Origin of the sequence: Nocardia sp. NPDC059229 (genome assembly GCF_042754165.1) — a bacterium.
In the GTDB taxonomy this organism is placed as follows: Bacteria; Actinomycetota; Actinomycetes; order Mycobacteriales; family Mycobacteriaceae; genus Nocardia.
In genome coordinates this window covers 163,319-187,466 of record NZ_JBHZAK010000001.1, presented here as the reverse complement: position 1 = coordinate 187,466, position 24,148 = coordinate 163,319, and the positions used below count along the sequence as shown (strand labels likewise).

Annotated in this window: 24 protein-coding genes, 3 pseudogenes and 2 riboswitches; of the genes and pseudogenes, 11 read left to right on the top strand and 16 right to left on the bottom strand. The window is 67.0% G+C overall.

Features of this window, described 5'->3' with window-relative positions; genetic code table 11:
- Window positions 1-58: 58 nt before the first annotated feature.
- From ACFXHE_RS00905 to prpD, 3 genes are read right to left on the bottom strand one after another with little or no spacing between them, the layout of a single operon-like run.
- On the bottom strand, window positions 59-1,183 hold the full coding sequence (locus ACFXHE_RS00905; protein WP_379378524.1) for a bifunctional 2-methylcitrate synthase/citrate synthase: 1,125 nt from the start codon (window positions 1,181-1,183) through the stop codon (window positions 59-61).
- Window positions 1,183-2,097 (bottom strand): methylisocitrate lyase, encoded by a 915-nt coding sequence (gene prpB, locus ACFXHE_RS00900; protein WP_379378522.1) that lies wholly within the window; start codon window positions 2,095-2,097, stop codon window positions 1,183-1,185. Before prpB ends, ACFXHE_RS00905 begins: the two co-directional genes overlap by 1 nt.
- The gene (prpD, locus tag ACFXHE_RS00895) at window positions 2,097-3,599 is read right to left on the bottom strand and encodes a 2-methylcitrate dehydratase PrpD (RefSeq protein WP_379378520.1); all 1,503 of its coding nucleotides are present in this window, start codon (window positions 3,597-3,599) and stop codon (window positions 2,097-2,099) included. Before prpD ends, prpB begins: the two co-directional genes overlap by 1 nt.
- Before the next feature lie 153 nt (window positions 3,600-3,752).
- Between prpD and ACFXHE_RS00890 the strand changes: the two genes are divergently transcribed.
- Window positions 3,753-5,171, top strand: a complete 1,419-nt coding sequence (locus ACFXHE_RS00890; protein WP_379378519.1) for a short-chain fatty acyl-CoA regulator family protein — start codon at window positions 3,753-3,755, stop codon at window positions 5,169-5,171.
- A 6-nt stretch (window positions 5,172-5,177) separates the two neighbouring features.
- Here ACFXHE_RS00890 and ACFXHE_RS00885 read toward each other — a convergent pair.
- Both ACFXHE_RS00885 and metE read right to left on the bottom strand, forming a co-directional pair.
- Window positions 5,178-5,312 (bottom strand): annotated as a pseudogene (locus ACFXHE_RS00885) (5,10-methylenetetrahydrofolate reductase); the annotation flags it as partial.
- Between the two features lie 46 nt (window positions 5,313-5,358).
- A complete protein-coding gene (gene metE, locus ACFXHE_RS00880) occupies window positions 5,359-7,617 on the bottom strand; it encodes a 5-methyltetrahydropteroyltriglutamate--homocysteine S-methyltransferase (protein ID WP_379378517.1) in 2,259 nt (752 codons plus the stop codon).
- A gap of 137 nt (window positions 7,618-7,754) precedes the next feature.
- Window positions 7,755-7,983, bottom strand: a riboswitch (cobalamin riboswitch).
- Window positions 7,984-8,119: 136 nt separating this feature from the next.
- Window positions 8,120-8,262, top strand: a riboswitch (cobalamin riboswitch).
- Window positions 8,263-8,300: 38 nt separating this feature from the next.
- On the opposite strand from metE, the gene ACFXHE_RS00875 reads away from it, so the two are divergent.
- The 3 genes from ACFXHE_RS00875 to ACFXHE_RS00865 are packed head-to-tail and all read left to right on the top strand — an operon-like array spanning window position 8,301 to window position 9,947.
- Window positions 8,301-8,516, top strand: coding sequence for a CbtB-domain containing protein (locus tag ACFXHE_RS00875; RefSeq protein ID WP_354838114.1), 216 nt, complete (start codon window positions 8,301-8,303; stop codon window positions 8,514-8,516).
- A gap of 22 nt (window positions 8,517-8,538) precedes the next feature.
- Window positions 8,539-9,378, top strand: a complete 840-nt coding sequence (locus tag ACFXHE_RS00870; RefSeq protein WP_379378514.1) for a CbtA family protein — start codon at window positions 8,539-8,541, stop codon at window positions 9,376-9,378.
- Window positions 9,375-9,947, top strand: coding sequence for a histidine phosphatase family protein (locus tag ACFXHE_RS00865; RefSeq protein ID WP_379378513.1), 573 nt, complete (start codon window positions 9,375-9,377; stop codon window positions 9,945-9,947). Before ACFXHE_RS00870 ends, ACFXHE_RS00865 begins: the two co-directional genes overlap by 4 nt.
- Window positions 9,948-9,993: 46 nt before the next feature.
- On the opposite strand, the gene ACFXHE_RS00860 is transcribed toward ACFXHE_RS00865, so the two are convergent.
- Entirely contained in the window at window positions 9,994-10,761 is a 768-nt protein-coding gene (locus ACFXHE_RS00860) for a class I SAM-dependent methyltransferase (RefSeq protein WP_379378511.1), read from the bottom strand.
- A 285-nt stretch (window positions 10,762-11,046) separates the two neighbouring features.
- Between ACFXHE_RS00860 and ACFXHE_RS00855 the strand changes: the two genes are divergently transcribed.
- Window positions 11,047-11,250: a zinc transporter Slc39a7 gene (locus ACFXHE_RS00855; protein WP_379378509.1), complete on the top strand. Its 204-nt coding sequence runs from the start codon at window positions 11,047-11,049 to the stop codon at window positions 11,248-11,250.
- Between the two features lie 48 nt (window positions 11,251-11,298).
- On the opposite strand, the gene ACFXHE_RS00850 is transcribed toward ACFXHE_RS00855, so the two are convergent.
- Window positions 11,299-12,420, bottom strand: a complete 1,122-nt coding sequence (locus ACFXHE_RS00850; protein ID WP_379378507.1) for a HoxN/HupN/NixA family nickel/cobalt transporter — start codon at window positions 12,418-12,420, stop codon at window positions 11,299-11,301.
- Between the two features lie 122 nt (window positions 12,421-12,542).
- Here ACFXHE_RS00850 and ACFXHE_RS00845 point away from each other — a divergent pair, with 122 nt between their 5' ends.
- Window positions 12,543-13,019, top strand: a complete 477-nt coding sequence (locus ACFXHE_RS00845) for a Fur family transcriptional regulator (protein ID WP_379378506.1) — start codon at window positions 12,543-12,545, stop codon at window positions 13,017-13,019.
- Between the two features lie 42 nt (window positions 13,020-13,061).
- Here ACFXHE_RS00845 and ACFXHE_RS00840 read toward each other — a convergent pair whose 3' ends face one another.
- Together ACFXHE_RS00840 and ACFXHE_RS00835 are read right to left on the bottom strand one after the other, a co-directional pair.
- A complete protein-coding gene (locus tag ACFXHE_RS00840; RefSeq protein WP_379378504.1) occupies window positions 13,062-13,331 on the bottom strand; it encodes a hypothetical protein in 270 nt (89 codons plus the stop codon).
- Window positions 13,332-13,368: 37 nt separating this feature from the next.
- Complete coding sequence (locus tag ACFXHE_RS00835; RefSeq protein WP_379378502.1) at window positions 13,369-13,752, bottom strand: hypothetical protein; 384 nt, start codon at window positions 13,750-13,752, stop codon at window positions 13,369-13,371.
- A gap of 184 nt (window positions 13,753-13,936) precedes the next feature.
- On the opposite strand from ACFXHE_RS00835, the pseudogene ACFXHE_RS00830 reads away from it, so the two are divergent.
- From ACFXHE_RS00830 to ACFXHE_RS00820, 3 genes and pseudogenes are all read left to right on the top strand, one after another.
- A pseudogene (locus tag ACFXHE_RS00830) lies at window positions 13,937-14,101 on the top strand (helix-turn-helix domain-containing protein); the annotation flags it as partial.
- Window positions 14,102-14,133: 32 nt separating this feature from the next.
- Window positions 14,134-14,859, top strand: a complete 726-nt coding sequence (locus ACFXHE_RS00825) for a DUF5753 domain-containing protein (protein WP_379378500.1) — start codon at window positions 14,134-14,136, stop codon at window positions 14,857-14,859.
- Window positions 14,846-15,058 carry a DUF397 domain-containing protein gene (locus ACFXHE_RS00820; RefSeq protein WP_379378498.1) on the top strand — a complete coding sequence of 71 codons (213 nt, stop codon included), beginning with the start codon at window positions 14,846-14,848 and terminating at the stop codon, window positions 15,056-15,058. The genes ACFXHE_RS00825 and ACFXHE_RS00820 overlap by 14 nt, the downstream gene beginning before the upstream one ends.
- 275 nt (window positions 15,059-15,333) lie before the next feature.
- On the opposite strand, the gene ACFXHE_RS00815 is transcribed toward ACFXHE_RS00820, so the two are convergent.
- Both ACFXHE_RS00815 and ACFXHE_RS00810 read right to left on the bottom strand, forming a co-directional pair.
- Window positions 15,334-15,777 carry a hypothetical protein gene (locus ACFXHE_RS00815; RefSeq protein ID WP_379378496.1) on the bottom strand — a complete coding sequence of 148 codons (444 nt, stop codon included), beginning with the start codon at window positions 15,775-15,777 and terminating at the stop codon, window positions 15,334-15,336.
- A 400-nt stretch (window positions 15,778-16,177) separates the two neighbouring features.
- Window positions 16,178-16,321, bottom strand: a complete 144-nt coding sequence (locus tag ACFXHE_RS00810) for a hypothetical protein (RefSeq protein WP_379378495.1) — start codon at window positions 16,319-16,321, stop codon at window positions 16,178-16,180.
- A 307-nt stretch (window positions 16,322-16,628) separates the two neighbouring features.
- Between ACFXHE_RS00810 and asnB the strand changes: the two genes are divergently transcribed.
- Complete coding sequence (gene asnB / locus ACFXHE_RS00805; protein ID WP_379378494.1) at window positions 16,629-18,473, top strand: asparagine synthase (glutamine-hydrolyzing); 1,845 nt, start codon at window positions 16,629-16,631, stop codon at window positions 18,471-18,473.
- 6 nt (window positions 18,474-18,479) lie between these two features.
- Here asnB and ACFXHE_RS00800 read toward each other — a convergent pair.
- The 4 genes and pseudogenes from ACFXHE_RS00800 to ACFXHE_RS00785 form a co-directional block, all read right to left on the bottom strand.
- Window positions 18,480-19,349: pseudogene (locus ACFXHE_RS00800) on the bottom strand (short-chain dehydrogenase/reductase); the annotation flags it as partial.
- Window positions 19,349-20,848 (bottom strand): flavin-containing monooxygenase, encoded by a 1,500-nt coding sequence (locus ACFXHE_RS00795; protein ID WP_379378492.1) that lies wholly within the window; start codon window positions 20,846-20,848, stop codon window positions 19,349-19,351. The gene ACFXHE_RS00795 and the pseudogene ACFXHE_RS00800, both read right to left, overlap by 1 nt.
- Window positions 20,849-20,863: 15 nt before the next feature.
- Window positions 20,864-21,883, bottom strand: a complete 1,020-nt coding sequence (locus tag ACFXHE_RS00790; protein WP_379380318.1) for a PDR/VanB family oxidoreductase — start codon at window positions 21,881-21,883, stop codon at window positions 20,864-20,866.
- Window positions 21,884-22,038: 155 nt separating this feature from the next.
- Window positions 22,039-22,932 (bottom strand): metal-dependent hydrolase, encoded by an 894-nt coding sequence (locus ACFXHE_RS00785; protein WP_379378490.1) that lies wholly within the window; start codon window positions 22,930-22,932, stop codon window positions 22,039-22,041.
- A 98-nt stretch (window positions 22,933-23,030) separates the two neighbouring features.
- Between ACFXHE_RS00785 and ACFXHE_RS00780 the strand changes: the two genes are divergently transcribed.
- On the top strand, window positions 23,031-23,645 hold the full coding sequence (locus ACFXHE_RS00780; protein WP_379378488.1) for a TetR/AcrR family transcriptional regulator: 615 nt from the start codon (window positions 23,031-23,033) through the stop codon (window positions 23,643-23,645).
- Between the two features lie 12 nt (window positions 23,646-23,657).
- On the opposite strand, the gene ACFXHE_RS00775 is transcribed toward ACFXHE_RS00780, so the two are convergent.
- Window positions 23,658-24,074: a PaaI family thioesterase gene (locus tag ACFXHE_RS00775; RefSeq protein WP_354838146.1), complete on the bottom strand. Its 417-nt coding sequence runs from the start codon at window positions 24,072-24,074 to the stop codon at window positions 23,658-23,660.
- Window positions 24,075-24,148: the final 74 nt, after the last annotated feature.

Genomic DNA, 24,148 nt, shown 5'->3' with positions numbered 1-24,148 from the left:
GGGTCCACTCTCCCTACGCCCTCGCTACAGCCCTGCTGGAAGCCTCGCGGCAACTCTGTCAGGCGACGACGGAACGTTGTGGGACGCCGACGTATTGGCTCAGGGGGCGGATCAGGGCGTTGGAGGCGCCCTGTTCGATGATGTGGGCGGTCCAGCCGGTGATGCGACTCATGACGAATATGGGGGTGAAGGACTCGATGTCGAAGCCGAGCAGGTAATAGGCGGGGCCGGTGGGGAAGTCGAGGTTCGGCTTGATGCCGGTGGCCTCGTTCATCGTGCGTTCGAGGATCTCGTACATCCGCACCCAGGCGCCGCCGTCGGTGGCGGCGGCGATGTCGAGGAAGGCCTTTCTCATGGTGGGCACCCGGGAGTCACCGTTCTTGTACACCCGGTGGCCGAAGCCCATGACCTTTTCCTTTTGGGACAGCTTGTTGCGCATCCACTCCTCGGCCAGCGCCGGATCGCCGATCTCGAGCATGTCGTGCATGACCGCCTCGTTCGCCCCGCCGTGGAGCCGACCCTTGAGTGCGCCGATGGCGGCGGTGACTGCGCTGTAGATATCCGAGAGTGTCGAGGTGACCACGCGGGCGGCGAAGGTGGAGGCGTTGAAGCTGTGCTCCGCGTACAGGATCAGCGAGACCTCGAAGGCCTTCACCAGTTCAGGTGCCGGGATCTTGCCGAAGCACATGTTCAGGAAGTTCTCGGCGAAGCCCAGATGTGAGTGCGGCGCAATGGGATCCAGGCCGCGGCGGCGGCGGTGATCGGCGGCCACGATGGTCGGCAGCACCGCCATCATGCGAAGTGCCTTGGCGCGGTTGGCTTTCGTAGAGTTGTCGTCCTCAGCGGGATCTTCGGCGCCGAGATAGCTGATGGCGGTGCGTACCACGTCCATGGGGTGGCAGTTGTCGGGCAGCTTGGCCACCAGCGACAGCAGCGAGCGGTCCGCGCGCCGCGAGGCACGCTCCTGCTGCAGGAACTGGGCCAACTGGGTGTCGTTGGGGAGTTCTCCGTACCAGAGCAGGTAGGCGACCTGTTCGAAGCTGCAGTGCGCGGCCAGATCCTGGACCGCGTAGCCGCGGTAGGTCAAAGAGTTGGTTTCCGGCACCACCTTGGAGATCGCTGTGGTGTCGACGACGACGCCTGCGAGACCCTTGTAAATGGTCGGTATCGCGGTCTCCGTCATTACTGATTCCTTCCCAGTGTGAAATTGAAGATGTCGGAATCGAATTCGTTGTAGCGCTCGTACTGCAGCAGCTCGTAGAGCCGGCTGCGGTGTTGCATACGATCCAGTAGCCCGGACTGGGTACCGGTCGCCGCGATCTCCCGCAATCCGGCTTCAGCGGCGAACATGGCCAGCCGCAGCGTGGTCACCGGGTAGATGACCGCGTTGTAGCCGATCGACTCGAGCGTCTGGGCCGGAATCAGTTCGGACTTCCCGAACTCGGTCATGTTGGCCAGCAGGGGAATCGAGATCGCGGCCCGGAACCTCTCGAAGTCGGTCTCGGTGTGCAGCGCTTCGGTGAAGATCAGGTCGGCACCGGCGTCGGCGTAGGCCTTGGCCCGGTCGATGGCCGCGTCCATGCCCTCGATGCCCGCGGCGTCGGTGCGCGCACAGATCACGAAGTTCGGGTCCCGGCGGGCAGCCACGGCCGCACGCAGGCGGCGCACCATGTCGGCGGTGGGCACCACGGCCTTGCCGTCGAGGTGGCCGCAGCGCTTGGGATTCACCTGGTCTTCGAGGTGCAGGCCGGCGATGCCGGCGTCCTCCATGACCGTGACGGTGCGCGCGGCGCTCATGGGTTCACCGAATCCGGTGTCGGCGTCGATGAGCACGGGCAGGTCGGTGACCCGGGCGATCTGCTGACCGCGCCCGGCCACCTCGGTCAGCGTGGTGAGCCCGATATCGGGCAAGCCCAGATCAGCGGAGAGCACCGCGCCGGAGACGTAGACGCCTTCGAAGCCGATCTCCTGAATCAGCTTGGCCACCAACGGATTGAACGCACCGGGGAACCGCTGAATTTTGCCGGAGCGCAGCCCCGCTTTGAATGCTGCGCGCTTGTCTGCGGCCGAGGTGGCGGCGGCGAGCAGGCCGGTCATCAGAACAGCCCCTTGGGTGACCGGGGCGCGCGGGCGAACACGTCCGACGAGACGGTGAACGTGAGCTCCGACAGCTCGTTCGCGGACAGCTGGCCCGCACGCTGGGCCACCTCGAGGAAGCGGTCCTGCTCGGCGGGCGCGATGACACCCTCGGCGAGAGTACGGAACTTGGCGATGTATTGATCCCGGGCGAAGGGACGCGCACCGAGCGGATGCGCATCGGCGACGGCCAACTCGTCGATGATCACCTCACCGCTCTTCAGCGTGACCTCGGCGCGGGCGCCGAACGCCTTCTCGTTCGGGTCTGTCGAGTGATAGCGCCGCGTCCACTCCGGATCCTCGGCGGTGGAGATCTTGTTCCACAGCTCGATCGTGTCCGGACGCTGCGCGCGCTCCGGCGCGTAGGAGCGCTCGTGATGCCAGGTGCCGTCCTGCAGCGCCACCGCGAAGATGTACATGACCGAGTGGTCGAGGGTTTCGCGAGAAGCCTTGGGGTCGAACTTCTGCGGATCGTTCGACCCGGTGCCGATCACGTAGTGGGTGTGATGGCTGGTGTGCAGCACGATCGACGCGATCTGGTCCAGGTCGCCGATCCGCTCCCGCATTCGCCGCGCCAGATCGATCGGGGCCTGGCTCTGGTACTCGGCCGAGTGCTCCTTGGTGTAGGTATCGAGAATCCCGCGCTTGGGCTCACCCGGACCCGGCAGCGGCACCGAGTATTCCGCGTTCGGGCCGCCCAGCAGCCACGCGATCACACCGTCCTCGCCCTCCCAGATCGGTGCGGGCGCGCCCTCGCCGCGCATGGCGCGATCCACGGCCTCCACGGCCATCTTCCCGGCGAAGGCCGGTGCATACGCCTTCCAGCTCGAGATCTCACCCTTGCGGGACTGACGGGTCGCGGTGGTGGTGTGCAGCGCCTGACCGACGGCCTGGTAGATGGTCTCGGTGTCCAGGCCGAGCAGGGTGCCGATACCGGCGGCCGCCGACGGGCCCAGGTGGGCGACATGGTCGATCTTGTGCTCGTGCAGGCAGATCGCGCGCACCAGGTCGACCTGGATCTCGTAACCCGTTGCGAGACCGCGGATCAGGTCGCGGCCGGTGCGTCCGGTGTGCTGCGCCACGGCCAGGATCGGCGGGATGTTGTCGCCCGGGTGCGAGTACTCGGCGGCCAGGAAGGTGTCGTGGAAGTCGAGTTCGCGCACCGCGACCCCATTGGCCCACGCCGCCCACTCCGGGGAGTACGAGCCCTCGACCCCGAATATGGTGGCGCCCGGCCGGTAGGGGTGGGCCAACGCCTGCGCACGGGCATTGGCGACCGGGCGGCGGGCGATCGAGGCCGCCGCGACCGCCGCATTGTCGATGATCCGGTTGACGATCATCGCCTCCACCTCCGGAGCGACCTCCACGGCATCCGCGGCAACCTCGGCGATCCGCCAGGCGAGGTGCTCCTCTCGGGGGAAGTGCTCGGCGGAGCGGTGGGTGCGGACGAGATGGTGCTTCACTGTCGGAGTCCTCCAGGGCGTCGATTTCACCGGTACATTTCGCACGCTACACAGCGCTGTATTCGACTGGAATACCCCGCAAATGCCGATTTTTGTGGAACCATCCCGTGAATTTGTAAAAGTTGTGAAAATGGGAATTGCTAGATTGAACCCATGCAGAAGATGTACGCGGGTGCGCGATTGCGCACGGTCCGGGAACAGCGGGGGTTCACCCAGTCGGCCTGGGCCAAGGCGCTCGGGCTATCCGTGAGCTACGTCAACCAGCTCGAGCACGACCAGCGCCCGCTGACCGTGCCGGTGCTGCTGCGCCTCAATGCCCGGTTCGACCTCGATATGGGGTTCTTCGCCGCGGACACCGATGCCCGGCTCATCGCCGACCTGCAGGATGTCTTCGCCGAGGACCCCGAGGGCGCAACCATCACCACCGCCGAGATGGACGACCTCGTCGCCCGCGTCCCGGCGGCCGCGCGCCTGCTGGTCGGCCTGAACCGGCGACTGCGCGGGGCCACCGAGCAGCTGGAGCGCTTCTCCGCCGGAATCGACGGGGATGCAAGAGGTTCCGCCGCCTTGCCCTATGAGGATGTGCGCGACTACTTCTACGATCGCCGCAATCACATTCCGGTTCTCGACAGCGCGGCCGAGGAACTGTTCGCGTGCAACGGTCTGAGCCTGGGCGGGCTGGATCTGCAACTGAGCCGGTTGCTGCGCGAACAGCACGGCATCGCGGTGACGATCCGCACCGACGACCCCGACAAGCCCGGGCCCAAACGGGTCTACGATCCGGCCGCCCGGGTACTGACACTGGCTCGACGGCTCACCCCCGGGCAGCGTGCCTTCCAGTTGGCCACGCAGCTGGCCTTTCTGACCCAGGCCGAGCCCATCGCCGCATTGATCGACGAAGCCGAGGCCATGCCCGGGCACTCGCGCGGGCTGCTCCGCATCGGGCTGGCCAACTACTTCGCGGGCGCGCTCGTCCTGCCCTACACCCAGTTCTGGGATGCGGCCGAAACCCTGCGCTACGACATCGAATTGCTGGCCGCGATGTTCGAGGTCGGCTTCGAGACCGTCTGCCATCGCCTGTCCACGCTGCAGCGCCCGGGCAGGCGCGGGGTGCCGTTCTTCTTCGTGCGCACCGACCGCGCCGGCAATATCTCGAAGCGGCAGTCCGCCACGGCCTTCCACTTCTCCCGGGTGGGTGGCAGCTGCCCGCTGTGGGTGGTGCACGAGGCGTTCTCGACGCCGGGGAGCATCCGCACCCAGATCGCGCAGATGCCCGATGGGCGCAACTATCTGTGGCTGGCCCGGACCACGGATGAGCGGACACCCGGATACCTCTCGCCCAAAAGAGATTTCGCCATCGGGCTGGGCTGCGATCTGGCCTATGCAGACAAGCTCGTCTACTCGAGCGGACTTGCCGTCGACGACCCGAGTACGGCGGTCCCGATCGGCGCGGGCTGCAAGGTGTGCGAGCGCACCGACTGCGCCCAGCGCGCCTTCCCGCAGCTGGGTCGCCCGATCCGGGTGGACGACAACAGTTCCCAGCACATTCCCTACGTGCCGACTGTGGCGTAGCGGTCAGGCGCTCAGGGGCGCGCGCAGTTCGGCGACGCTGTGACCGACCGCGGTCAGGTGCGCGACCGGCAGCAGCGTGGTCTGCTGCGCCAGCTGCCCGGTGATGCGCGCGGTGCGGTCCTTCGTGGAACCGCTCGCCCCGACGTCACGCCGGGGCGCCCGCGGTGCGGAGCGCCCCGGCGCGCGGTCAGCGCAGCGCCTGTGCCGCCGCGACCAGATTGCGCAGCGAAGCGGTCACCTCATCGGTGTGACGCGTCTTCAGACCGCAGTCGGGGTTGACCCAGAGCCTTTCGGCCGGAACGGCTTTCAGTGCCAGACTCAGCGACTGCTCGATCTCGTCCGGGCTCGGCACGCGCGGCGAGTGGATGTCGTACACGCCCGGTCCCACACCCAGGTCGAAGCCTGCGGCCGTGAGGTCGTCGAGCACCTCCATGTGCGAGCGCGCGGCCTCGATCGAGGTGACGTCGGCGTCCAATTCCGCGATGGCGCCGATGATCTCGCCGAACTCCGAGTAGCACAGGTGCGTGTGGATCTGCGTGGCGTCCGCGACGCCGGAGGTCGCCAGCCGGAACGCGTCCACCGCCCAGCCGAGGTAGGCGGCCTGGTCGGCGCGGCGCAGCGGCAGCAGTTCCCGCAGCGCGGGCTCGTCCACCTGGATGATGCCGATACCCGCGGCCTCGAGATCCACCGTCTCGTCCCGGATCGCCAGCGCTATCTGGCGTGCGGTGTCCGCGAGCGGCTGATCGTCGCGGATGTAGGACCACGCCAGGATGGTGACCGGCCCGGTGAGCATGCCCTTGACCGGCTTGGCGGTGAGCGTCTGCGCGTAGGTGCTCCAGCCGACCGTCATGGCCGCAGGGCGCACCACGTCGCCGAACAGGATCGGGGGCCGGACGCATCGGGTGCCGTAGGACTGGACCCAGCCGTTCACGGTGGCGGCGAATCCGTCGAGCTGCTCGGCGAAGTACTGCACCATGTCATTGCGTTCGGGCTCGCCATGTACCAGCACGTCCAGGCCGATTTCTTCCTGCAGCGCAACGACTTCGGCGATCTCTGCTCGCATCCGCGCGTCGTACTCGGCCTGATCGATCTCCCCGCGGGAGAGCTCCGCGCGCGCCACCCGGATCCGGCCGGTCTGCGGGAACGAGCCGATCGTCGTGGTCGGCAGCAGGGGCAGGTTCAGTCGCTGCTGCTGGACCGTCCGGCGCTCCGCAGCCGGGGCACGCCGGACGTCGGTTGCACCGGCCAGGCGGGCCCGCACGGTCGCGTTGTGCAGCCGCGTGTCGGATCGCCTGTCCCGCGCGGCCGTTCGTGCGATCTCCAGCTGTTCGCCGACCGCGTCCTGCCCCTCATGCAGGGCGCGCGCGAGCATCCGGATCTCCGCGATCTTCTCCGCGCCGAAGGCCAGCCACGAGCGCAGCCGGGGCTCCAGTGCGGTCTCGGCGTCCAGGCTGTAGGGAACATGCAGCAGCGAGCAGGAGCTCGATACGGCGACCTGGGCACCGCCCTCGCGCAGGGCGGCCAGCCCGGGCAGCGCGCGATCGGGATCGACGCGCCACACGTTGTAGCCGTCGACGATGCCGGCCACGACGAGCGTGTCCCGAAGCGACTGCGCCGCAACCACATCCGCGTCGCCGCCCGCGACCAGATCGACCGCGATACCCTCGACACCGGTCGCCGCCAGCACCGGTAGTGCCTCACCCAAGCGGCCGAAATACGAGGCCACCAGGAGCGCCGGCCGTGCGGATGCCTCGGCCAGCCGGCGATAGACGGTGTGCACCAGCGCCAGTTCGGTCTCGCTCAGATCGGTGACCAGCACCGGTTCGTCGAGCTGCACCCAGCGCGCGCCCGCCTCCACCAGCAGGCCCAGCAGCCGCTCGTACAGCGGCAGCAGATCCGGCAGCCGGTCCAGCAGGTCACCGCCGTCCACCGACTTCGCCAGTTTCAGGAACGTGATCGGTCCGACGATCACAGGACGGGCCGGAACACCCAGTGCCAGCGCCTCTTTCAGTTCGGCCAGCGGCTTGGCCGGATGCAGTGAGAACTCCGTAGCGGCCGAGAGCTCCGGCACCAGGTAGTGGTAATTGGTGTCGAACCATTTGGTCATCTCCAAGGGCGCGACCTCGGCGGTGCCGCGCGCGGCGGCGAAGTACCGGTCCAGCTCGTCCTCGATGCCGCGCACCCGGTCGGGCAGCGCGCCCAGCAGCACCGCGGTGTCGAGCACATGGTCGTAGTACGAGAAGGTTCCCACCGGAACCGAATCCAGGCCGGTGTCGCGGATCCGCACGAGCTGTGCGGCACGCAGACCCGCCGCGACATCGTGCAGCGCGGCGGCGTCGATCCGCCCCGCCCAGTACGACTCGACCGCGCGCTTGAGCTCGCGGTTGGGCCCGATGCGCGGCAATCCGAGCACCGTGGCGGTGAAAGTGTTGTCAGGGTTCAGCATTGATGAACTCCTTGGTCAGTAGCCGATGGCCGCCGCCCTTAAAGAACGCACGCTGACGGAGCCCGCAAAGCATCGATCCCGTGCCCAGGTCCCACTCGGCGTACCGCCCAATCCACGAGGCGACGACCGCCGGATACGGCGTATCCGGCACAACGGGCAGGTCTTCGGACTCGTGGGCATCGACCCGGAAGGGTCGGCCCCGGCGCTCGAGGCCGGGGTTTGTCCTACTGGCCGTCGCTTCCCAGGCATCATTTCTTGCGCCCAGTGCGAATGACGGCTGTCGTTCCCACTCACCGCTGCGGGACAGTCCCGGATTCTCACCGGGTTCCCTCTCACCCGCTCGGCACGCGAACGCGCCGCCGGGCTTCGACGCCATCGGATGGATCAGGGGCTCCTCGACTCCACCTCCGGCGAACCAGCTGCGATGGCGAATATAGCGAAGGTTCTCACGAACCCGTTGCGCGGCCGGTGCGATCCCATCAGCTGGACGGTCGAGCGCACCCGGATTGACCAGCGTGGATGTGCCCTCGTATGGTTGTTCGACGATGTCCTGAGGAATCCGGTGCAATTCCGGAGCGGTCGCGCCACTGTGAGCATCCCGGTAGGGGTGCGAGTCAGACCCTCGCATCGTGAATTCGATCGACTGTGGGGACGCGAAATCCCCCTGACTCAAAGGGGTCACCGTGGCTACGTCCTACGCTCCTCGTTCCGGTCTCGGCACCGGCGCTCTCGCCCTCCCCACCACCGCCCTGTGGCTGGTCGGCACCACCCTTCTCGCGCTGCTGGCGATCTACTTCATCGGCATCGACCAGGGTGCGGTGTCGATCTTCGGCAGTGACATGCACGTCCACGAGTTCGTGCACGACGGACGGCATTTCCTCGGGTTCCCCTGCCACTAGTCGCGGGAATCGAGTCACCACAATGGAAAAGCGAATCATCGGCCGAGGAGTCCTGCTGGGCGCACTCGGCGGATTGCTGGCGTTCGTCTTCGCCCGGATCCTGGCCGAGCCCATCATCAACCGGGCCATCGACTACGAATCCGGCCGCGACGACGCGCAGATGGCCCTCGACAAGGCCGCCGGAAAACCCATGGCCGACATGGGCCCCGAACTCTTCACCCGCACCCAGCAGGAGAACATCGGGCTGGGCTTCGGCGTGATCGTGTTCGGCGCGGCGCTGGGTGCGCTGTTCGCGGTCGTCTACTTCCTGGTGCTGCGCAAGGCCGGCAAGATCGCCCCCCGCAATCTGGCGCTGCTGGTGTCGGGCGGCATGTTCCTGGTGCTGTACGCGGTGCCGTTCCTGAAATACCCGGCCAACCCGCCCTCGATCGGGCATCCGGAGACCATCAAGGAACGAACGGCGCTGTTCGTGGGCATGATCGTGATCAGTGCGGTCGCCCTGCTCGCCGCTATCTGGCTGGGCCGCAAACTGGCGGCACGGCTGGGCAACTGGACCGCCACCATCGCGGCTTCCGCAGCCTTCGTGGTGGTCATGGGCGCGGTCATGGCCTTGCTCCCCTCCCTCGGGAAGCTCTCGGCCAATAAGGAGTACGGCGACTTCGCCACCGAAACCCCGCAGCCGCTGAAGGATCCGTCCGGAACGATCGTGTACCCCGGCTTCCCCGCCGACGATCTCTATCACTTCCGGCTGTATTCCTTCGCCGCCCAGCTGATCCTGTGGGCGGTCATCGGCGTCGGCTTCGCCTGGCTCGCCCCGCGCCTGCTCGGCGACCGCTCGACCACCACCGAACTGGCCGCATGAGTGCGGTCACCCGCCTCGCCCTGGTGACGCACGCGATCACCGACGCCGTGCAGGCCGCCCGCTTCCCGGCCGACGAACCGCTCAACCCGCTCGGGTCGCGGTCGGTAGAGAAAGCGGGCGGCCTCCCCGGCCTCGAACCCGCCGACGTCTACCACGCCCCGGAAATCCGTACGGCCCAAACCACTCACGGTCTGAGCCTGACCGGAACTCCCGAGCCGGCCCTCCGGGATATCGACCACGGCACGTGGAGCGGCCGGTCGATGGACGCACTCCCGCCCGACCAGCTGATGGCCTGGCTCACCGATCCCGCCTACCGCGCCCACGGCGGCGAATCCATCATCGGCCTCCTCGACCGCGTCGGCTCCTGGCTGACCTCGCTGACCGGCCGCGGCGACCGCATCGTCGCGATCACCCACCCCGCCGTGGTCCGAGCCGCGGTGCTGCTCACCTTGAACGCCCCCGCGGAGTCCTTCTGGCGCATCGACATTCCGCCGTTGACGGCCACCACGCTCCACCATCGCGCCCCCGCCTGGACCCTGCGGACCACCGCCCACGACCTCATCGTTTGATCGTCGGTGGCGAGTGCGGACCTCCAGCGGCCGTTGCTCACACGGGTTATCGGATCCCGACGATCACGCGGTCGTCGCCGTACTGCCATACGATTCCGGATTCGGCGAAGCCCGCCTCGCGTGCGAAGGCGAGGTAGTCGTGGACGGTAGGTCGGTCGTCGACCGGGTGGGCGAATCCGCCGTCGCGCAGGCGGACCAGGTCGGCCAGTTCGGGAGCGTGGTCGACCGCGGCCCACCACGCGTCCCAGTCCTCCGTACTCGCGGTTCCCATGCGCTGGGCGCGGCGGGCGGTCATGGCCTCGCCCAGTGCGTCCAATCGCGGGGCGGTGGCTCCTTCGTGGAGATGGTCCCCGTCGATGAACAGACCGCCGGGTGCGAGTGTGTCCGCGCAGGTCCGGATCAGCGCGCGAAGCGGTTCACGGTTCATCCAGTGCAGAGCGGTGGTGCTCACGAACGCGTCGGGTACTCGATGCAAGCGGAGTCTGTCGAGCCAACCGCGCTCGCGCAGATCAGCGTTCACCGTACGGAATCGCGGTGACCCCAGGGTCATCTCGGCCAACGTCAGCAGCAGCGGATCCACGTCCACGCCGACGATGGTGGCGGCAGGCATTCGCGTGAGCAGCCGGTCCGACAGCGTTCCCGGCCCGACGCCGAGGTCGACGATCAACGGGTCCGTCCGGTCGGCAAGTTCGGTCAGGACGTCACCGATCACCTCGAACCGCTGTTCGCGATCGGGCATGTAGTGCTCCTGCTGACGATCCCACCGGCCGACCCAGTACCGCGCCCGCGACATATCGAGTTTGCTGGTCGTCACACGAATCCTCCTCGCAGGTAAGGTATTTCGCGCATTCTGCGACAACCGCGCCCTTCCCGGTCGACGCGCTTCGACGCCCCAGCATAAGTGTGTCGAACCCAATACAAGACCATTTGGTCCGCTTTGGGGCGAAAAGACTTCGGCGGCCGCTTGCAGGCAGAGTCGGAAATGAGGGCGCAACTCGTGCGCACCCGCCGACGGTACGGGCATCCCGGATATCACCGCGGCGTGCTGGTATGCATGCATTGCCGTAAAACTCACCCGATACAGAAAAGGAACCGGGATATGACCGACGAACACTCCCACGTCGAGCCCCATACCCACCCACACAGTCACGGCACCCAGACCCATACCCACGCCCACAGCGCGCACGAGCACGACCACAGCGAACACGAACACACCCATACACACGAGGACGGGACCGTGCATTCGCATCGCCATGTGCATCAAAGCGATCTACTCGACGATCACTCACACACCCACGACTGAGCCGAACCGCGCGGGAACACCGCTCGGGTGTGGCTGGGCGTCAGCCGGTCAGTCGTGGTGGTCGGTTCGCGGCTGGAGCCCGGCGGTCCATTTCTCTTCGATGCTTCCATAGCGCCAGGCGAGGATGGCGATGGCCCAGGTCGCGACGAACAGGCCGACGATGAGGTAGCCGATCAGGTTGAGGTCCAGGGCGCTGATCCAATCGAAGAAGCCCCCGGTCCAGCCGAATTGGTCGGCGAGCAGGCCGAGAAGTTCGACGGTGCCGATGATGAGGGCGACCGCGACCGAGAGCGCGGTGATGGTGATGTTGTAGTAGACCTTGCGCACGGGTTTGGCGAAGGCCCAGCCGTAGGCGAAGTTCATGAAGCTGCCGTCGATGGTGTCGAGCAGGCTCATGCCGGCGGCGAACAGGATCGGCAGACACAGGATCGCGTACCAGGGCAGGCCCGCCGCGGCGCTGGTGCCGGCCAGGACCAGTAGCGCGACTTCGGTGGCGGTGTCGAACCCGAGGCCGAACAGCAGCCCGATCGGGTACATCTGCCAAGGCTTGGTCACCGACTTCATCACCGGACTCAGCAGCCGGTTCACCAAACCGCGTTGTGCGAGTTGGTTTTCCAGCTCGACCTCATCGAACTGCCCGCCGCGCATGCGCCGGAACACACGCAGGATGCCCACCAGCACAGCGATATTGATGATCGCGATGACGTAGAGGAACGTCCCCGAGATGGTCGTTCCGATCAGTCCGGTGTAGTGGTGCAGCGCCGAGGAGTCGTCCTCGACCGGCCCGACGATGGCCTTCACGCCGATCGAGAGCAGCAGCGCCAGACCGAAGACGACGCTGGAGTGGCCGAGGGAGAAGAAGAATCCGACCGACAGCGGTCGTTGCCCGTCGTGCATGAGCTTGCGGGTGGTGTTGTCGATGGCGGCGATGTGGTCGGCGTCGAAGGCATGCCGCATGCCCAGCGTGTAGGCGGTCAAGCCGACGCCGACACCCAGGGTCCGGTCGCCCAGGCTGAAATGCTGCGGAGCGACGAACGCGACCAGGGTGAACCAGCCCAGCACGTGCAAGCCGATGATGACCCCGGCCATCGCGGCCAGCCGCAGCCATTCCGGGCGGGTCAACGCCAGCCGATCGGTGACCGCGCGAAAGGGTTTCAGGATTGCAGACATCACGATATGCCCTCTCCGCACGAGTCGAATTCATCGAAGGTAGAACGCATCCCGCCTTGTTGCAACTGATTGGCAAGACGGGGGTTGGCGGTTGAGCGGGTCGAAACGGCAGACTGGGGGCCATGGCGCGCGTTTCGCACCTCACTCACGCCCCGGCGCCGACCGGTCAGCACGATGCTCGCCGTTTGCTGCGTAGCCACGGACTGCGGTGCACCGCACCGCGACTGGCTGTGCTGTCGATCCTGGACGGCTCGCGCGAGCAGGGACACCTGACCGTGGCCCAGATCCAGCAGGGTCTCGCCTCGGCCGGCCACGAGGTCGACCTCACCACCGTCTACCGGACTGTGGCGACCCTGGTCGACGCGGAAGTGCTGCACGCCTTGGTCATCGATGAACGGATCACCAGTTACGGACTCACCGACATCCCGCATCACCACGCGGTGTGCACCCGGTGTGGCGCGATCGACGAGGTCCCCTCGGCACATCTCACCGTGGCCCTGGCCGAAGCACGCAACGGCAGCCGCTTCGCCCTGCCCGACACCGGCGGACTCACCCTGCACGGACTGTGCCCAGCCTGCCAGCAGGACACCGAGAACTGACCACGCAGGAATCGCGGTCGACTACTCGATGAGTTTTGCGGGTCAATTCATGTTCGCGATGTGGTGTCGGATGACGTCGTCGACCGGGTGCCGGGCCGGGCCGGAATCCGGGGGATCGGCGCCGTCGAGAATGGAGTCGAGGATGGCGGCCCGGTCGAGAGTGGCCGGGACTCGGTGTGATTCACGCGCGCTGACGATGACCGCGTGCAGGACGGTTGCGTAGATCTGGGAGCGGGGCACGGTCAGTCGCCACCCGCACCGTTCGCGCTCGCGCAAGCGGACCTCGACGATATCGAGAACATCCTTGATCACCTGAATCTCGACTCGGTCGTAGTCATCCCGGTCGCAGTCATCGCAGGGCATGGCGACCGCCGAGAAACAGTGCACCCCAACCGGAGAGCGCGTCGCGTAGCACGGCGAGTGGTGATCTCCGGGCTGCCCTGGTGCGCGTGGCACGCGGGTCCAGCACCATGCGTCCGGCCGCGACCAGCGCGGTGCGTGCCCGCCGCCGCACCCGGCAGGTATCCACCCCACACCCGAGATGCAGCTGCATGGCCGTATGCGCTTGCGCGGCAGTGAGTTCGCCCGGATCCGAGTAGCACGACCACAACCCGCGTACCGAATAGCCGACCTTGGTCTCGCCGGCCGTTGCGCGTTCGGCGTCGGCCAGCTGCTTCTCATGTTCGATGCGGTCGATGATGGCTTGCACCGACCACGGGCCGTCGTAGGACATCTCGCTACCTCCCTGCCGTCGTTGTGGTTTCAGCACACCACCAGCGACGCGTGGCGGATACAGTGATATCGGGTTCCCGGCCACATGTCGTTCGAATCGGCATGGACAGATTCGGAAAGGCAGTGGATCACACCCGATTTCGCGATCCAATCAACCCGATTTCGCGTAATGATGGGACGCCGATATGCCCGGTACTTGCGATGACGACACTGAGTTCGCCCCGAGTTCGACGCTTCCGCGGCGGCAGTTGGGACGGTTTCTGCGGGAGTGGCGTGAAGCCAACGGGTTCACTCTCGCGGCTGCTGCGAAGCTGGTTGATCTATCCGCCTCGGCGCTGCAGCGCATCGAGGCGGACAGACGCAAAAGGTTCGCAAACAGGATGTGCGCGCACTCTGCGACGTCTACGGCGTCGGCTCATCCGAAACCGCTGCTGCCATTGATCTGGCAACGATCGCCAGGATGCAAGGTTGGTATCACGCCTACGGTGGGTTGTACTCGGATGCGTTCAATATGTATGTGGGTCTCGAGGCCGCCGCCCGGCGGCTGATCACCTACCACGAACATGTACCTGGACTGCTGCAGACCTCCGACTATGCCCGCGCGGTGATCGGCGCGTACCCGGGATTCGTCAGCAGCAACGACGTCGATCGTCGTGTCGAGTACCGTATGAAGCGGCAGGCAATTATTACCCGCAAGACCAATCCGGTTGCGCTGGAGGTACTTCTGCACGAGTCTGCGCTGCATCGAGTGATCGGCAGCCGACGGACCATGGAGGCTCAGTTGCGTCACCTGGCCGAGGTTTCCAAGCTGCCCAATGTTATTCTGCGCATCCACCCGTATTCCGCGGGATTGGCTTGGGGAATGCGGCATGGGTCGTTCACGATCCTCGAGTTCGACACCACCACCACCACCACGGACGGGCCCGTCGAGCCGCCGATCGTGTTCATCGAAGGTGGCCCGGGTCAGGATGTGTACCTCGAAAAGCCTGATGATGTGCGGCTCTATAGTGAATTTGCTTCGGCGATCCGAGACGCCGCACTGGAGGACCAGCCGACCCGAGAGTTGGTTCGCCGGGTGACGAAGGAGTTTGAGCATGACCAGCATTGACCTATCCGCGGCCTTGTGGTTCAAGAGCAGTCACAGCGGCAGCCAAAGTGATTGCGTCGAGGTCGCGCATCTGGACGGCGGCATGGTCGGTGTCCGCGATTCCAAGAATCCGACCGGTCCGGCTCTGGTCTTCGGGCCGGGGGAGTGGGATGCCTTCACGTCCGGTGTGGTCGGCGGGAAGTTCGGTCATCCGGCCTGACCTGGATCGCCCTGATGCTGCGGTGACCGGTCAAGTAGATCATCGGGTTTCGGCCTGAGGCGCAACTTCCGAGGGCCCGTCACCGTAGCGACACCGATGTGGGCTTGTGGCCGCGCGTGATGTCGGTGGTACGGATCATGGCGTGGCGGAGATGGATTCGTTGATGGTCCGAGACTGGTTCGAAGGTTCCGCCCGCTCCCTGTCAGAGCCGAGGGAGCGGGCGTCTGCTGATTCTTCTTGCCGGACCGAGGGTTCCGGGTCGGCCGAATCTTCGGCTAGCCGGAGATGCTGGGGAGCGGGCAGCCGAAGCTGCCGGTGGAGCTGGCTGCGCCGACCTGGACGGTCAACGGTGTCAGCGGCATGGGGGTGTTGAAGCTGAAACCGGCTGTGGCGGTAAGGACGTGCTGGCCCGGGGTGGCCGGTGTCCACGAGACTTCGGCCGGGTTGCCGAGCAGGCTGGTGCCCACCTTCCCGGTGCCGATGGTGGCCCCGTTGTCGTAGAAGGTGACGGGCATCTCGTTGAACGCGCTGCTGCCGCCGCCGACCAGGTCGCCGCTGGTCAGCGTGTAGCTGCACCCGGCCTGCGGGTTCGAGCCCTTCAGCGTCACGTCGCCGATGCCGGCGGCCGCGGCGTCCGGAGCCGCGGCCAGCAGCAGCGCGCCCGTGCCCGCGATCGCCGTCACGGCGAGTTTCGCGCGACGCACCCAGGGTGTTGTCATGGCGTCCCTTTCACTACGAGATGTCCACGCGGTCACGAACATCCGACGCGGTCCGCGACCACGCCGAGATAGTGAAATTAACATGCTTCAGAATCGGCCGAGCCTGATTCGCAGCAGCCGGACCGGCGGCCGTCCGGCTGCGCGAAGTTCCTGGTCAGTCGCAGAGGCGGACCGCGTCGGTCTTCTTGTCGGCATAGCGCGAGAGGGTGCCTCGCTCGCTGTCCTGGATGACCGCGAGGGTCTCCCAATGGTCGCCCATCCAGTTGAGGAGGGTGACCTGCTTGCCGGTCCGGTTCCAGTACGAGGTGAGCAGGTCACCCTTTCCGGCATTCCCGATGTCGTGGAGGAAGCACTCGGAGTTGGCCTGGACAACCAGGTTTCCGGTGCCGTCGCGGCCCTCTCATCCACAGAACAGGCCACCGGGGCAGTCGTAGGCGTAGGCGTGCGCGAGGGTCGCGGCAACCAGGGATGTGGCGGTGAGCGCGCCGAAGGTCAAGGCGACGGCGGCGAGGGGCGCGAGACGCGCGCTGTTCGAGCGGGACACTGTTTCCTCCTCTGGCGAGACACCCAACTGTGGGTGCTGCCGGGAAGCGTATGGACAGCTGCCGGTTCCGGACGTCCGCCGAACTACTCACCGCGCCTACTCATTCGAAGCGGGTGGTCGAGGCTCGCACGGAATGGCGAGGGTTCGGGGTGGATCCGGTCTTTCGGACGCGAGCATGATCAAAGCTATTGCATGGCAACAAGTCTCGATTGCAACAGGTTTCTGTGGATCGCGGTTCATGTTGGTTTCGGTGTGTTACAACGGAATTACAGATAGTTCATGTTGCTAACAATCTGGAGGTCCCCGAATGTGTGGGATTGCAGGGTGGGTGTCGTTCGAGGCGGATCTGACGCGGCGGCAGGGGGTGGTGGACGGGATGACGGAGACCATGGCGTGCCGGGGGCCGGATGCGCGGGGGACGTTCGTGCGCGAGCATGTGGCATTGGGGCATCGGCGGCTGGCGGTAATCGACCTGCCCGGTGGGGCGCAGCCCATGGTGGCCGAGACCGGTGGGGGACAGGTGGCCATCGTGTACTCGGGGGAGGCGTACAACTATCGCGAATTGCGAGCTCGGCTCAGGGGATTGGGGCATTCGTTCCGGACCGATAGTGATACCGAGGTGGTGCTGCGGGGGTACTTGGAGTGGGGCGAGGGGGTGGTGGATCGGCTGAACGGCATGTACGCGTTCGCGATCTGGGATCAGCAGGGCGAGAAACTCGTGCTGGTGCGGGATCGGATGGGGATCAAGCCGCTGTACATCCACCCGACGCCGGACGGGGTGATATTCGGATCGGAACCGAAGGCGATCCTGGCCAATCCGCTCGTCCGCACCGCCGTCGACATCGACGGGATGCGGGAGCTGTTCGCGTTCACCAAGGCTCCCGACTGGGCGCTGTGGCGGGGGATGACCGAACTGCTACCCGGCACGGTGATGACGGTGGACCGCAGGGGAATTCGCCGGCGCCCCTACTGGCGGCTCACGGCCCGCGAGCATTGTGACGACACCGGGCGGACTGTGGAGAAGGTGCGCGACCTGCTCACCGACATCGTCGATCGGCAACTCGTCTCCGACGTGCCGCGCTGCGTGCTGCTGTCCGGCGGCCTGGATTCCAGCGCCATCACCGGCCTCGCCGCCGGGCAACTCGCCCGCCGGGGCGAGCGGCTGCGCACCTTCTCGGTGGACTTCGTGAACCAGGAGGCGAACTTCGTCCCGGACGAGATGCGCGACACCCCGGATTCCCCGTTCGTCCGCGATGTCGCCAGCCTGGTGGGTTCCGAGCATCGCGATGTGGTGCTGAATCCGGCCGAGCTCTCCGATCCTTCGGTGCGCCGGGCGGTGATCGGCGCCCGCGACCTCCCGATCGGCCTCGGCGATCTGGACAGCTCTCTGTACCTGCTGTTCCGCGCGATCCGGGAACAGTCGACGGTGGCGCTGTCCGGCGAATCCGCCGACGAGGTATTCGGCGGCTACCGCTGGTTCCACGACGGCGTGGCCCTGAAGGCCGACACCTTCCCGTGGCTCGCCTTCAATTCCGCCTTCACCCTCGAATCCCGCTGGGACATCCTCCATCCCGACCTGCGTAGCCGCCTGCGCCTCCCCGAGTACGTAGCCGACCAGTACGCGACGGCCGTCGCCGAGGTCGATCACCTCCCGGGTGAATCCGACCTCGAACACCGCATGCGGACGGTCTGCCATCTGCATCTGACCCGCTTCGTCCGCCAGCTGCTGGACCGCAAGGACCGCATGTCCATGGCGGTGGGACTCGAAGTGCGCGTGCCGTTCTGCGACCACCGGCTAGTCGAGTACGTGTACAACACGCCCTGGGAACTCAAGACCTTCGACGGCCGCGAGAAGAGCCTGCTGCGTGCGGCGGCGAAACACGTGCTGCCGCAATCGGTCGTGGACCGCGTCAAGAGCCCGTACCCGTCCACCCAGGATCCCGGATACGCCGCCAATCTGCAGCAGCACGTGAAAGAACGCCTGATGGAACACGATTCGCTGTTGTTCGACCTCCTCGACCGTGAGTGGCTACTGCGGGCCGTGGAACAGGATCCGGCCCGCATGGCCCCGCAGGTCCGCGTCGGTCTCGACCGTGCCATCGATATCGGCACCTGGCTGGATCTGTATTCGCCGGACCTGCAATGGAATTGAACCAGGCGATGTCACACTGCGGCGCTCGACTTCCCGCAGCAGCGCGTGCACCCGGGGGTCACGGGCCAGGCGGGAATCGAGCACGGTATTGATCACGCCGCGCAGCAGCGAGTAGGGCATCCAGGCCAGCGGCGAGATGGCCTGCGGTGCGCGGTGCTCGATGGCGTCGGCAATGGTGCGCGCGGCGTGCTCGGCGGTGATGCGGGTGCTCAGCGGCCACGGCAGCAGCGCCTCGATGCGGCGGCCGAGTTCGTCCCGGTCGAGGGTCGAGTGGGTCATCTCGGTGTCGACGATCCCAAAATAGGCGACGCCCGCGGACGCCCCGTGCGGCGCCAGCTCGACCCGCAGCGCCCGGCCGAGCTGCTCCACCGCCGCCTTGCTGATCATGTACGGCGCGCCGCCCATCCCCGGAGCGAAAGCGGCGCACGAGGACACGACCTCGACATGCCCGCGCGCGGTGATGATGTGGTCCAGCGCCGGGTGCACGGTATTGAACACCCCGGTGAGGTTGATGCCGATGACCCGGTCGAACTCGGCGGGCTCCATGGTCCGCAGCGTCGCCGGCGGCGGCACCACGCCCGCGTTCGCCACCACGATGTCGAGATGCCCGAAGTAGGCGACCACCTGCGGAATCGCCTCGGCCATGGCGGCCCGGTCGGAGACATCCGCGATCACCGGCAGCGCCCGATCACCCAGGGCGGCGGCCAGCGAGGTGGCGGCCCGGGCATCGACATCGACGATGGCCACCGACGCGCCCCGCCGGTACAGCACCCCGGCGAGTTCGCGGCCGATACCCTGACCGGCCCCGGTGATCAGGGCCACCCGCCCCTCGGGACGGAAGGGGCCGGGACCGGGGAGACAGCGCGGAGTGGACATCAGCGGCTCATTTCGTAGGAGTCGGAGTCGAAACGCCGGGTGCGCCAGCGGTATTCGAAGCTCCAGTTGGGGTACAGGCCGGCATTGCGGCCGTCGGCGGTGGTGTAGTAGCTCTGGCAGCCGCCGGTCAGCCACACGGTGTCGGCGCTGCGGCGGTCCATCTCGTCGAGGAAGTCGTCCTGCACCTCGGGACGCAGCTCGATTCGGTCGATTCCCCTGTCGCGCATGGTCTTCACCGCATCCACGATGTAGGCGATCTGGGATTCGATCATGTAGACGGCCGATTGGTTCCCGGCCGCGCCGAACGGGCCCAGCGTGCAGAAGAAGTTGGGGAATCCTGCGACGGCCGCGCCCAGATAGCTCTGCGGCTCATGGTGATACAGGTCCGCGATGGACTGTCCGTGCCGTCCGATATAGCGGTGATACGCCGATGGAATCGAGGTGAAGCCGGTGCCGAAGATGATGGTGTCGACCGCGTGCTCGGTGCCATCGCACAGCACGATCGAATGCGGGCGCACCTCGGCGATGCCGTCGGTGACTACCTCGACATTCGGCTGATCCAGCGCGGGCAGATAGGCGTCGGAGAAGATGGCGCGTTTGCATCCGATGACATAGTCCGGGGTCAGGGTCTTGCGCAGCGCCGGATCGCGCACCTGCCGTAGCAGCTGCAACCGGCCCAGCGCCTCGTATGGATGCCGGAACCGCTTGTCCACCAGCGAGATCAGGCCGAAGCCCTCGATGGCGGCGTACCAGCCACCACGGATCGCTTTCTGGGCGAGGGGAATCCGACGTAGTAGCGTCCGTTCCAGACCCAGCGTGCGCCGATCCATCCGTGGCACGATCCAGGGTGCGGAGCGCTGGAACAGCAGCAGTCGGTCGACCACCGGCTGGATCTCCGGCACGAACTGCACCGCGGACGCGCCCGTGCCGATCACAGCCACGCGCTCGCCGGTCAGATCGTGCCCGTGATCCCAGTGCAGCGAATGGAAGGCCTTGCCCGCGAACCGATCCAGCCCCGGCAGCTCTGGATACTTGGCCTCAGCGAAGATGCCCGCAGCGGAGATCAGGACATCGGCGGTGAGCGCACCCCGGCTGGTCTCCACCCGCCACCGCGAGTGCGCCTCGTCCCAGCGGGCGTCCAGCAGTTCGGCACCGAATCGGATGTGCCGCACCACATCGTGGTCCGCGGCGACCCGGCGCAGATACTCCAGGATCTCGGCCTGCCGCCCATAGGTCCGCGACCAGTCCGGATTCGGGGCGAACGAGTAGCTGTAGAGCTGTGAGGGGACATCGCAGGCGCAGCCGGGATAGGTGTTGGCCCGCCAGGTCCCGCCCAGATCCCCGGCGCGCTCGAGGATCACCAGGTCCTCGAACCCGGCCTCGCGCAGTTTGATCGCCAGGCCGATGCCCCCGAATCCCGCCCCCACGACAGCGATCCCGACATGCTCGGACGGTGCCGAATCGGGCTCGGCCACAGCTGTTTCCGTATCAATCGACATGAGTGTTCCCCGCGTTCAGAGATCGAGCACGAGCGCGTCGCCGCAGGCGCGGGACACGCAGAGCAGCATCCGGTTCTCCCGCTCGGCCGCGGTGAGCAGCCGGTCGCGGTGGTCCACGTCGCCCGCGCGGACCCCGACCTTGCAGGTGCCGCAGAAGCCCTGGCGGCAGGAGTAGTTCACATCGGGCAGCACTCGCCGCACCGCCGTGAGCGCCGTCTCCTCCGCGCCGACGCGGACCGTCCGGCCGCTGCGCGCCAGGGTGATGTCGAAGGTCCGCCCGTCGACCACGGGCGGTGCCGAAAAGCGTTCCGTGTGCAGCGATCCCGTCGGATCCAGTGTGAACCGGCAGCGCTGCGCCGCCGCCAGCATGGCGGGCGGACCGCACACGTACACGGCCGCACCGGGTGCCGCGCTCGCGATGATCGCGTCGATATCGGGCGGTCCGACCTCGTCGTCGGGCCGTATCTCCGCGTCGGGCAGCTCGTTCAAGAACGGCATCGTCGCCCGCGATCGCCCCGCGTACACCAGTCGCCCGCGCGACCCGGCGGCCCGCACCATCGGCAGGATCGGGGTGATGCCGATCCCGCCCGCCAGGAACAGATACGACGGCGCGTCCACCAGCGTGAAAGCATTGCGCGGCCCGCGAATTCGCATGCGATCCCCGACCCACAGCGACTCGTGCAGCTCGCGCGACCCGCCTTCGCCGTCCGGAATCAGCCGCACCGCGATCCGATACCGCGTCCGATCCCGTGGATCTCCGCACAGCGAGTACTGCCGTTGCCGCCCCGACGGCAGGAACACGTCCACGTGCGCTCCGGGCCGCCAGCTCGGCAGGTCCCGCCCGTCCGGGGCCCGCAGCGTCACCGCGAGCACATCGGGCGCGGGCCGCTCCAGCCTCTCGACCACCGTGTCCAGCTCGAACCCGCTGTGGCGCACCGGGTTCGACGGAGACAACAGCCGCGCCGCGCGGCCGCTCACGAACAGCTGCTTGTAGGCGTCCATCATCCCGCCGAGCATCCGCAGGCTCGCGGGCATCGTCCCCGCATCCACGGGGTCGACCGCATGCGCCCGACCGGTCGTGCTCGCCCGGTCCGGGCTGCCGGACCGGTGCGCCGCGCCGACCCGGGCCGGGACGGCCGTTCGGCTCTTGGCGCGCAATTGGATTCGTGTGCTCACGCTTTCCTCCGGGCTCACTCGGCAGCCGCCCGTGCCGCTGGGGAATGCGCCAGATACCGCAGCGCCACATCCATCGGACCCAGCTGCGACGGATGGAAGCCCGGCCGCAGATACCGCGGAATCTCGGTGAAGAACACCGTCCAGCTGGGAATCACGCCGCGCCGCGTCGCGCTCAGGAACTGCCGCGCCCAGGACCGCCCCTTCTGCGGCGACGGATCCTTCCGGTACAGATATCCGGCCGAAATGATGAACAGCGGCAGCAGCGTCGCGCTGGCCAGTACCGCGGTGCGCGCCTTCCGCAGATACCCGCCGTCGAGGTACATGTACGCGTCGTAGACCACGCTGCGGTGCTCGACCTCCTCGGCCCCGTGCCAGCGCACCAGGTCCAGCATGGCCGGATGCATGCCCTCGGCCTCCAGAATGTCGGCATTGAGCAGCCATTCGCCGATGACGGCCGTGTAGTGCTCCATCCCGGCGAACAGGCCCAGCCGCTCCTTGAGCCACTCCTCGCGCGCCCGGCCGCTCAGTCCGTGATCGCCGAGAATCCGATCGACCAGCCAGGCGATGGCATCGACATAGGAGTCGACGTCCAGCCCGAGGGACCGCAGGTGCCGGCGCGCCGCCTCGTGACTGCTGGCGTGCATGGACTCCTGCCCGATGAACCCGGTCACCTCCTCCCGCAGCCGCTCGTCGTGGATGTGGGGGAGGGCCTCCGCCAGCGTCTGCGCCATGGCCCGTTCGCCCTCCGGCAGCACCAGGTGCATGACATCGACGATGTGGGTTGCCAGGACTTCGCCCGGAATGTAGTGCAGCGGAACGGAATCGAAATCGAACCGTACATCGCGGGCGGAGATGGCGTGCGCCTCGTCGCGGTAGTGGCGCTGCGTCGCGCCAGCCTTGTCAGCCATGACCGAACCGTACAGCGCAACAAATCCTATTGCAATGTTGCAGCTACAAATTGTCCGAGATTGTTGCATCGGGGGTAGCGCCTGCTAGCGTGGATCCGGTGACGACCGCGTCGAAAAACCCGCTGACCCGCACGGATGCCGCCGATGACATCGAGACGCGCATCCTCGACGCGGCACTCGTGCAGTTCCAGAAGGTCGGGGTCAAGAAGACGACGATCGAGGACGTCGCCAAGCAGGCCGGCGTCGACCGGGTGACCGTCTACCGCCGGCTCGGCTCCCGCGACGACCTGGTGCAGGCCGTCGTCAGCCGCGAGGTCGGCAACCTGCTGGCCGAACTGTCGAGCATGCCGGACCGGCACGACGACCTGCCCGGACTGGTTGCCGACATATTCGTCACCGTCATCACCCGCTGGCGGGCGCATCCGCTGGTGGAACGGCTGCTCGCGGTCGAGCCCGACCGAATCCTGGTGAAACTCACCGTCGAAGGCGCGACCACCTTCGCCATGTCCGTGGCGGCCACCATCCAGATCCTGGAGCGGGCCGCCGCCCGGGGCCTGTTCGAGGCCCCGGCCGATCTGGCCGCGCGCACCGAAATCGGCTGCCGCATAGTGCATTCGCTGATTCTCGTCGGCGGCGGCGCGGCCACCCTCGAAACCCCGGACGAGCTGGGGGAATTCGCGCGCACATATCTGGTGCCGATTCTCGTCGGGTAGGCGGACGCCCGGCTACAGCACCGCCTGGGTCTGGGTCACCTTGGCGACGAGTTTGCCCGCGTCGTCCCGGATTTCGGTCTCCACCACGATGAAGCTGCGCCCGGCGTGCAGCGGACGGGCCGTGGCGGTGGCGTGACCCGAGCGCAGGGCACGCAGGAAGTTCGTCTTCGACTCCACCGTGGTCGTGCCCTGCTTGCCCGCCGGCAGATTCAGGAAGGCGCACACCGCGGCGGTGGCGTCGGCCAGCGACATGAGCGCGCCGCCGTGCATCGATCCGCCCAGGGTGCACAGGTTCTCGCGCCACTCCAGGCGGCTGCGCACCAGCTCCGGGCCGCATTCGAGGACCTGGACGCCCAGGCCCTCGGTGAACGGCATGGTGGCGAACAGCTGGGCGCCCGTCGGAGCGGTGGTGATCTCGGTGTCGGTCATGAGATCGACTGTGCCCGACGCTGAGCCGCGAGTCGATTACCTTACAGGTAATCGGATTTGCGTATGTCAGAGTG

Bases quoted from the DNA above. Each gene is read 5' to 3' on its own strand.
- ACFXHE_RS00795 (WP_379378492.1), bottom strand. From the start codon at position 20,848: ATGTCGATTGATACGGAAACAGCTGTGGCCGAGCCCGATTCGGCACCG.
- asnB (WP_379378494.1), top strand. From the start codon at position 16,629: ATGTGTGGGATTGCAGGGTGGGTGTCGTTCGAGGCGGATCTGACGCGG.
- ACFXHE_RS00850 (WP_379378507.1), bottom strand. From the start codon at position 12,420: ATGTCTGCAATCCTGAAACCCTTTCGCGCGGTCACCGATCGGCTGGCG.
- ACFXHE_RS00775 (WP_354838146.1), bottom strand. From the start codon at position 24,074: ATGACCGACACCGAGATCACCACCGCTCCGACGGGCGCCCAGCTGTTC.
- ACFXHE_RS00865 (WP_379378513.1), top strand. From the start codon at position 9,375: ATGAGTGCGGTCACCCGCCTCGCCCTGGTGACGCACGCGATCACCGAC.
- metE (WP_379378517.1), bottom strand. From the start codon at position 7,617: ATGCTGAACCCTGACAACACTTTCACCGCCACGGTGCTCGGATTGCCG.
- ACFXHE_RS00905 (WP_379378524.1), bottom strand. From the start codon at position 1,183: ATGACGGAGACCGCGATACCGACCATTTACAAGGGTCTCGCAGGCGTC.
- ACFXHE_RS00820 (WP_379378498.1), top strand. From the start codon at position 14,846: ATGACCAGCATTGACCTATCCGCGGCCTTGTGGTTCAAGAGCAGTCAC.
- ACFXHE_RS00890 (WP_379378519.1), top strand. From the start codon at position 3,753: ATGCAGAAGATGTACGCGGGTGCGCGATTGCGCACGGTCCGGGAACAG.
- ACFXHE_RS00815 (WP_379378496.1), bottom strand. From the start codon at position 15,777: ATGACAACACCCTGGGTGCGTCGCGCGAAACTCGCCGTGACGGCGATC.
- ACFXHE_RS00790 (WP_379380318.1), bottom strand. From the start codon at position 21,883: ATGCCCGCGAGCCTGCGGATGCTCGGCGGGATGATGGACGCCTACAAG.
- ACFXHE_RS00870 (WP_379378514.1), top strand. From the start codon at position 8,539: ATGGAAAAGCGAATCATCGGCCGAGGAGTCCTGCTGGGCGCACTCGGC.
- ACFXHE_RS00845 (WP_379378506.1), top strand. From the start codon at position 12,543: ATGGCGCGCGTTTCGCACCTCACTCACGCCCCGGCGCCGACCGGTCAG.
- ACFXHE_RS00785 (WP_379378490.1), bottom strand. From the start codon at position 22,932: ATGGCTGACAAGGCTGGCGCGACGCAGCGCCACTACCGCGACGAGGCG.
- prpB (WP_379378522.1), bottom strand. From the start codon at position 2,097: ATGACCGGCCTGCTCGCCGCCGCCACCTCGGCCGCAGACAAGCGCGCA.
- ACFXHE_RS00855 (WP_379378509.1), top strand. From the start codon at position 11,047: ATGACCGACGAACACTCCCACGTCGAGCCCCATACCCACCCACACAGT.
- ACFXHE_RS00835 (WP_379378502.1), bottom strand. From the start codon at position 13,752: ATGTCCTACGACGGCCCGTGGTCGGTGCAAGCCATCATCGACCGCATC.